3 protein-coding genes are annotated in these 6055 nt (G+C 68.5%); all 3 read right to left on the bottom strand.

What is annotated here, in order from left to right:
• Positions 1 to 2583, bottom strand: a 2583-nt coding sequence (locus tag WBA11_RS19550; RefSeq protein ID WP_424522305.1) for a glucoamylase family protein, incomplete at its 3' end; no start/stop codon positions are given.
• A gap of 164 nt (positions 2584 to 2747) precedes the next feature.
• On the bottom strand, positions 2748 to 3749 hold the full coding sequence (locus tag WBA11_RS19545) for a PorV/PorQ family protein (RefSeq protein ID WP_424522304.1): 1002 nt from the start codon (positions 3747 to 3749) through the stop codon (positions 2748 to 2750).
• 5 nt (positions 3750 to 3754) lie between these two features.
• On the bottom strand, positions 3755 to 6055 hold a 2301-nt coding region (locus WBA11_RS19540), incomplete at its 5' end, for a hypothetical protein (protein WP_424522303.1).

The following is a 6055-nucleotide window of genomic DNA, read 5'->3' as shown; positions in this document are numbered from 1 at the left end:
GACGCGAACCGAGCCGGCGGACGGGTTGGGTGACGGTGGGGCGAGCGTCGTCCTCGAGGACGCAGACTCCTCGTCGGCGACGGGGGAGAGGTCGAAGCCGGCGCGCTCCATTCCTCGGCGGACGTCGGGGTGCGTTATGAATGCCTCCCAGATGGCGCCCGTCCGTTGGTTCTCGATCATCAGCACGATCGGTCCCTGATCGATGCCGAGGTAGTCGCTCGCGAACCAGTTTTCCCGGACGTTGTAGGCGTCTTTCAATCCGTACGGTCCCCAGAGCCCGCCCCTGTAGCGCGCGTAGAACGTCCGCAGCGCATCGCGCGAGATGCCGGGCGTGAACGCGTACGAGCCGCCCGCGGCGGTCGGCGTGATGGTCCCGTTGTCGCTCTGGGCTGGCGGGGCACCGTGGGCTCGGTAGCCGAACGGGTCGTCGGACGCTGTCAGTCCCCACTCGTCGGCGGAGTAGTTCGGGAAGTTGCCCGGGTTGTCAATCGAATAGGCGCGCTGGGCAAGGGTCGCGCGGCGGCTGTTCTCGAAGTAGGTGATCCCACGGTCCCGCATGTAGTCGTCCTGCGTGTTGCGGAAGTCGAACCAGACATGGCTGTACTGGTGGCCGAACAAGGGCGGGAAGACGACGAACGACAGGCCGTAGTGCGTCTGCCAGCGGTACGTGCTCGTCCAGGCGTCCCAGGTCGCGTCCTCGAGGGCGTGCGTCGGCGAGCCCAGGCCCAAGAGGTACAGGATCATGGCCTCGTTGTAGCCGCCGTAGTCGAACGGGATAAAGCCGCTCTCGGGCTTCCAGCCCAGACTCACCAGCGGGCCGCGCGGCGTCGCCCAGTCCCACTCGACGCGTCGCCAGATCGCGTCGGCCAGGTCTCGGATGCGGGCCTCGTCGCCGGCGCCGTCGTAGTACGTCGATGTGTGCAAGATGCCGCCCAGCAGGAGCGCCGTGTCGATGGTCGAGAGCTCGTTCGTCCCGGCGCGCTCGCCGGTCTGCATGTTGAGGAAGTGGTAGAAGAAGCCGCGGTAGCCGCACGTCCCGCTCGACGCGTCGCTCTGAGGGCACGTCGCGAAAAACTCCAGCGTCGCCAGCGTCCGCTCGACGCCCTGTTCGCGCGTGATCCACCCCCGGTCGATGCCGACGGTAATCGCAGACAGCCCGAACCCGACGGCCGCGATCGAGGACGCGGAGCCGGGCGTGCTCCGGTCCTTAACGAGCCCGTTTGCTGGGTTGGCCTCGGTCCAGAAGTAGTCGAACGCTAGCCGCGCTGTCGCGTCGATGTACGGGTCGTTCTTGCCTCCGGCGGCGGCCTCGATGGGCGCCGAGTCCGGCCCCAAGAGCGGGTCGCCGAGCCCCATGAAGACGGCCGACCGCAGGACATAGCGCACGGTCTGCCCGTTCGGCGCGTCGAGGTCGAAGTAGGTCGACTGGCGCACGATCGAGTCCGTGATCCGCTCGAACGCCTCGCCCGGCGCCGACTGCCGGTACACCACGACGCCGTTCGCCCCGGTCGCCGGCGTCCAACTCAGCTTGACGGTCTCGTCGCCTACTTCCGTCACGATCGAGGTCGGCGCGGCAGGCCCCTCGGGATCGTCATCGTACGCCAGCGCCGAGAGCGCGTCGACCCAGACCGTCCGCGCCGAGGTCGGGGCGTCGCCCTCGAAGACGACGACGCCCGCGATGCGGGACGCGTCCACGTCGCCCAGCGGACCGAAGTCGTCGATGGCGATGGCGCGGCGTTGCCACGTCGCGGGGTCGTCGTCGATGCCGCTGTTGAAGACGGCCAGTCGGTAGACATCGCCGTCGGCCGGCCTCGAGGTCGGCGTGCCGGTGACCTCGAGGGTCCAGGTCGGACGGAGCCGGCCCGTCGCGGGGTCGGGCGTCAGGACGGTGACGGTCTCACCGGCGACGCTCAGCGTCCCATCGCCGTCCGTGTCGCGAAACTGAAACTCGAGGTCGAGTCCGCCCTCGGTCGCGGCGCTAAAGTTGGCGGGCACGGACGGCACGCCGATCGACGCCCTCGAGATCGTGACGGCGGTGTCGGCGAACGTGATGCGCAGGGACTCCGGGTAGCCCGGCCGCACGAGGTCGGCCGGGAGCGACCCGAGGTACGACACGCTCAGGCGTGCGTCGGACGCCGAGCCAGGCAGGAACCCGCTCCCGTTTCGGTTGAACCCCACGCGTGTCCTGAAGTCGAGGCTCAGCCCCACCGTGCGGTCCCCGTCGGCGTCCTCGAGGGCGAGCCGCGGGAGGGAGACGCCGGGCACGCCCACTGGGCCGTTAAGAAACACCACCAAGCTGTCGGCGGCCCCGAGATCGAGTGGTCCAAAGCCGGGCGCGCCCACCAGCACGGACCACGAGCCGATGCCCCACTCGTAGGTCAGCACGCCGTAGTCGCTGCCGCTCGCCGCGTCGCCGCTCTCGACCGGCAGCCGCCCGTCCTCGAGGACGAGGCTCGCGTCGCCGACGGCGGCGCCCCTCGAGGCCGCATACGAGCTGCCGTCGGCCTCGTCGAAGATCGGCGTCGCGGTTTGAGCGACCGCCGAACCGGCTAGGAGAGCGGAGAAGAGGAGAGAGCGGAGCACGCGGGTCAGGGCGCGGGAGCGGTAGGAATTAGAACGACCTCGAGGTCGCAAGCGAGCGATGGGGAGGGCCGGCCTCGAGGACGAAACGGAAGGACTTGAAGCTGGGGCCGACCTCGAGGCCGCGAAACCGACCTCGACGCCTTTCTCCCCCAATCCCCACCCCCTTAAAACCCAATCCCCAGCGTAAACCGCTGCGTCGAGCCGAGGCGCTGCCCGTGGTCGCCCCAGGCGTAGTCGAACGTGATGTCGAACCCGCTCGCGCGGTACTGAAGGCCGCCGCCCAGCCGGAGCCCGCCCTCTCCGTCCTCGAGGAACAGATCTTGGTAGCCGGCCCGCGCCGAGATCAGGTTCGCGTACGTCCACTCGCCGCCGACGCTGATGCTGTTGCTGTTGTCGCTCGGCTGGTAGGCGTCGGCCGCGAGCGTAACGCGGCTGTCGCCCATCTGCACCGGGACGCTCATGCCGACCCGGAACGAGACCGGAAGCGCGTACTCGTCGGTCTCGAGGGCGGCGGGCAGGTTGTCGTTGTCACCGAAGGTGTCGGGGTCCTGGTCGAACCGGATCCGCAGGTCGGTCCCGTTGAAGCTCGTCGGCAGGCCAAAGTTGGAGATGCTGGCGCCCAGGATGGCACGAAACGGCAACTCGTAGATGACGCCGGCATCGAGGGCGACGGTGCGGGCCGAGCTCCGCCAGATCGTCTCCTGAACGTACTTGACCTGGGCGCCGGCCGAAAAGCGGTCCGTGAACTGCCGCCCGAAGCCGATCCCGATGGCCAGGTCCTCGACCGAGTACCGCTCGCCGGTCCCCAGCGGCTGGTCCGTCGTGCGAACGTCGATGTCGCCCGACGACAGCGACTGCACCGACAGCGACACCGTCGAGGCCGAGCCCATCTTGAGCGCCACCGTGGCGTAGTTGTAGTCGATGTCCGCCAGCCACGTGCTGTGCGAGAAGCCCGCATTCGAGGACGTCTGAGCGCCCAGCGCGCCGGGGTTGTAGTAGGCCGCCATCGCGTTCGAGCGGGCCGTCGCGCCCACGTTGCCCTGGGCCGCGATGGCCGCGTCGGGCTCGATGAGCAAGAACTGCCCGAACGTGGTCCCGGTCTTGGTCTGGGCGAAGGCCGGAGCGCTGGCGACCAGGGCCGCCATCAATAGAATCGTGCGTGTCATGACAGCTACTTGATGATGGCGAACCGACCCGTCGACTCCCCGATGTCGGGGGCGTCCACGTGGAAGATGTAGAGGCCCGGTGCGACCTCGAGGTTGTCCTTCGAGCGCAGGTCCCACGGCACCATGCCCGTCGTCATGCCGTCGTGCCGGAGCGTCTGCACCAGGTCACCGGTGACGGTGTAGATGCGGATCGTGGCGCTGGCCGGGATGGCGCGGAACTCGATGCGGCGTTGTCCACGACCCGCCGTGGCGAACCGCTCGGGCTCGAACGAGGCGGCGGCCACGTACGGGTTCGGGACCACGTACGGCTCTTGCTCCTCAAACTGGCTCTGAGCCCGGGTCTGGTCGACGCGCGCCGTCGTCGTCGTGAACTCGAACGTGTCACCGGCACCGAACGGCACCTGGACCACCATCCGGTACACGTCGCCCGTCGTCGGCACGGCTTGGCCGTCGGTGACCTGGATCCGCCACGTCGGGCGGACCCGCGTCGAGCCCTCCGTTTCCGGCGTCAGCAGGTCGATAAACTCACCCTGAGCGCTCAGCGTCCCGTCGCCGTTGTTGTCACGGAAAAAGAACGGGTACTCGAACCCCGAGTCCACGCCCGTTACCCGGAACTTGGCCTCCGTCGCCGGCTGGCCGATGGCCGGCCTCGAGGTCGACTGCGGCGTGTCCGAGAACGTGATGACGACGTCCTCGGGGTAGCCCGGCCGCCGCAGGTTGTTCGGCAGCCCGTTCTGGTACGAGCCCAGCAGCGTCAGGCCGACCGAGCCCGACGTGAACCCGCTCGCGTCCGGATCGACCTGGACCTGGGCGATGGTGTTCACGACCGGCTGGAGCCCGAGCGCGATCGGCCCCGTGTCTCCGCCCTCGAGTTCGGTGCCGCCCTCGATCAGGATCTCGCCCGTGTCGGCGTTGACCAGCGAGTACGACTGAGCACGGATGCTGTCGGTGCCGGCCTCGAACACGATCCTGAAGCGGCCCTCCGGCACCAGGTCCGAGTTGAACACGCCGACCTCGACGGTGCCCGTGCCCGTGCCTGACACCTGCGCGGCTTCGCTCGCCGACGCGCCGACGTAGCCGGGCACGCGGGCGTTGGGCCGTACCTGGACCACGTTGGGCGGCAGGATGGTCCCGCCGCGCAGCGTCCTCGAGACCGTGATCGCGTTCTCGGACGGGTAGAAGTTGAAGTCGTCCGAGCCGCTGTCGTACGCCGTCACGGCGTAGTAGTACGTCTGGCCGTTGATGACGTCGGTGTCGGTCCAGCGGTGCGTGATCCCGGTGTCGTCGCCTAAGAAATACTGGATGCCGGCGACGGCGATGGTCGAGAACCCTCGGATGTCGTTGTCCAAGTCGAACTGGGCGATCGGCCGGCCATTCCCGATCGGACCCGTCCCGCGGCCGTCCAAGATGACCTGGGGGTCGAGGAAGTTGGGGTCCGTCGAGCGGTAGATCCGGTAGCCCTCGAAGTCGTTGAGGTTCGAGACCGGGTCGATCGACCGCTCGGCCCGTGTGTCCCAGGTCAGCGTCACGCGGCCGTCCTCGGCAAAGGCCTGGACCGTTGGCTGGGGCGGTGGCGTCGCGAACTGGTAGTTGGCGTCGTAGATCGACTGCACGACCTCGACGTTGTCCTGCAAGTCGAGCAGGTTCGAGCCGTACGCCAGCGCCAGGCTAAACCGCTCTCTTCGGCCCACGTCGAGCGTGAACGGGCCGGAGGCGAACAGGAACCCGACGTTGTAGTTGTTGACGATCGTCGGGTCGAAGGCGACGCTGGGGTTCGGGTTCGAGAACTGGTCGTACAGCCGCTCGGGCCAGTTCCGCTCGTTCTCGAAAAAGACGATCCCGTCGGTCTCGCCCGCGCCCGCGATCCGATTGAGCTTGAACCCCGTCAGCCCGATCTGGTCGGACTCCGTGATGTCGGTCTGGTTGAAGTTGGGCTCGCCGTCGGTCGGCATCCCGTCGTTCTCGCCGGCGTCGGGCGTGCCCGAGCCAAACGTGATGTCGTCGGCATAGACGCCGTCGGCGCCCGTGTCCGAGAACTCGGCGGTCCAGTCGAGGTCCTCGTCGCCCGTCCACCAGACGCCGGCCACGAAGGCCGGGCGCTGCTCGAGCGGGCCGTACTCGGCCTCGAAGGCGATCATGTTGTAGCCCCGGGCGAGCATCGCGCCTCGGATGTTCTCCTGGCCCTCGATCCGGTCGCCGGCCCCGTTGTCGCGGCGCTCGTCCGTGATCCCGTCGTTGTCGTTGTCCAGGCCGTCGGTCGCGTCGCCCGGCGTCTCGAGGTAAGCGTACCCCCGGTACCCCCTCAC

Origin of the sequence: Rubrivirga sp. (assembly GCF_049648075.1) — a bacterium.
GTDB lineage: Bacteria > Bacteroidota > Rhodothermia > Rhodothermales > Rubricoccaceae > Rubrivirga.
This window is presented reverse-complemented; position numbering and strand designations above follow the sequence as displayed.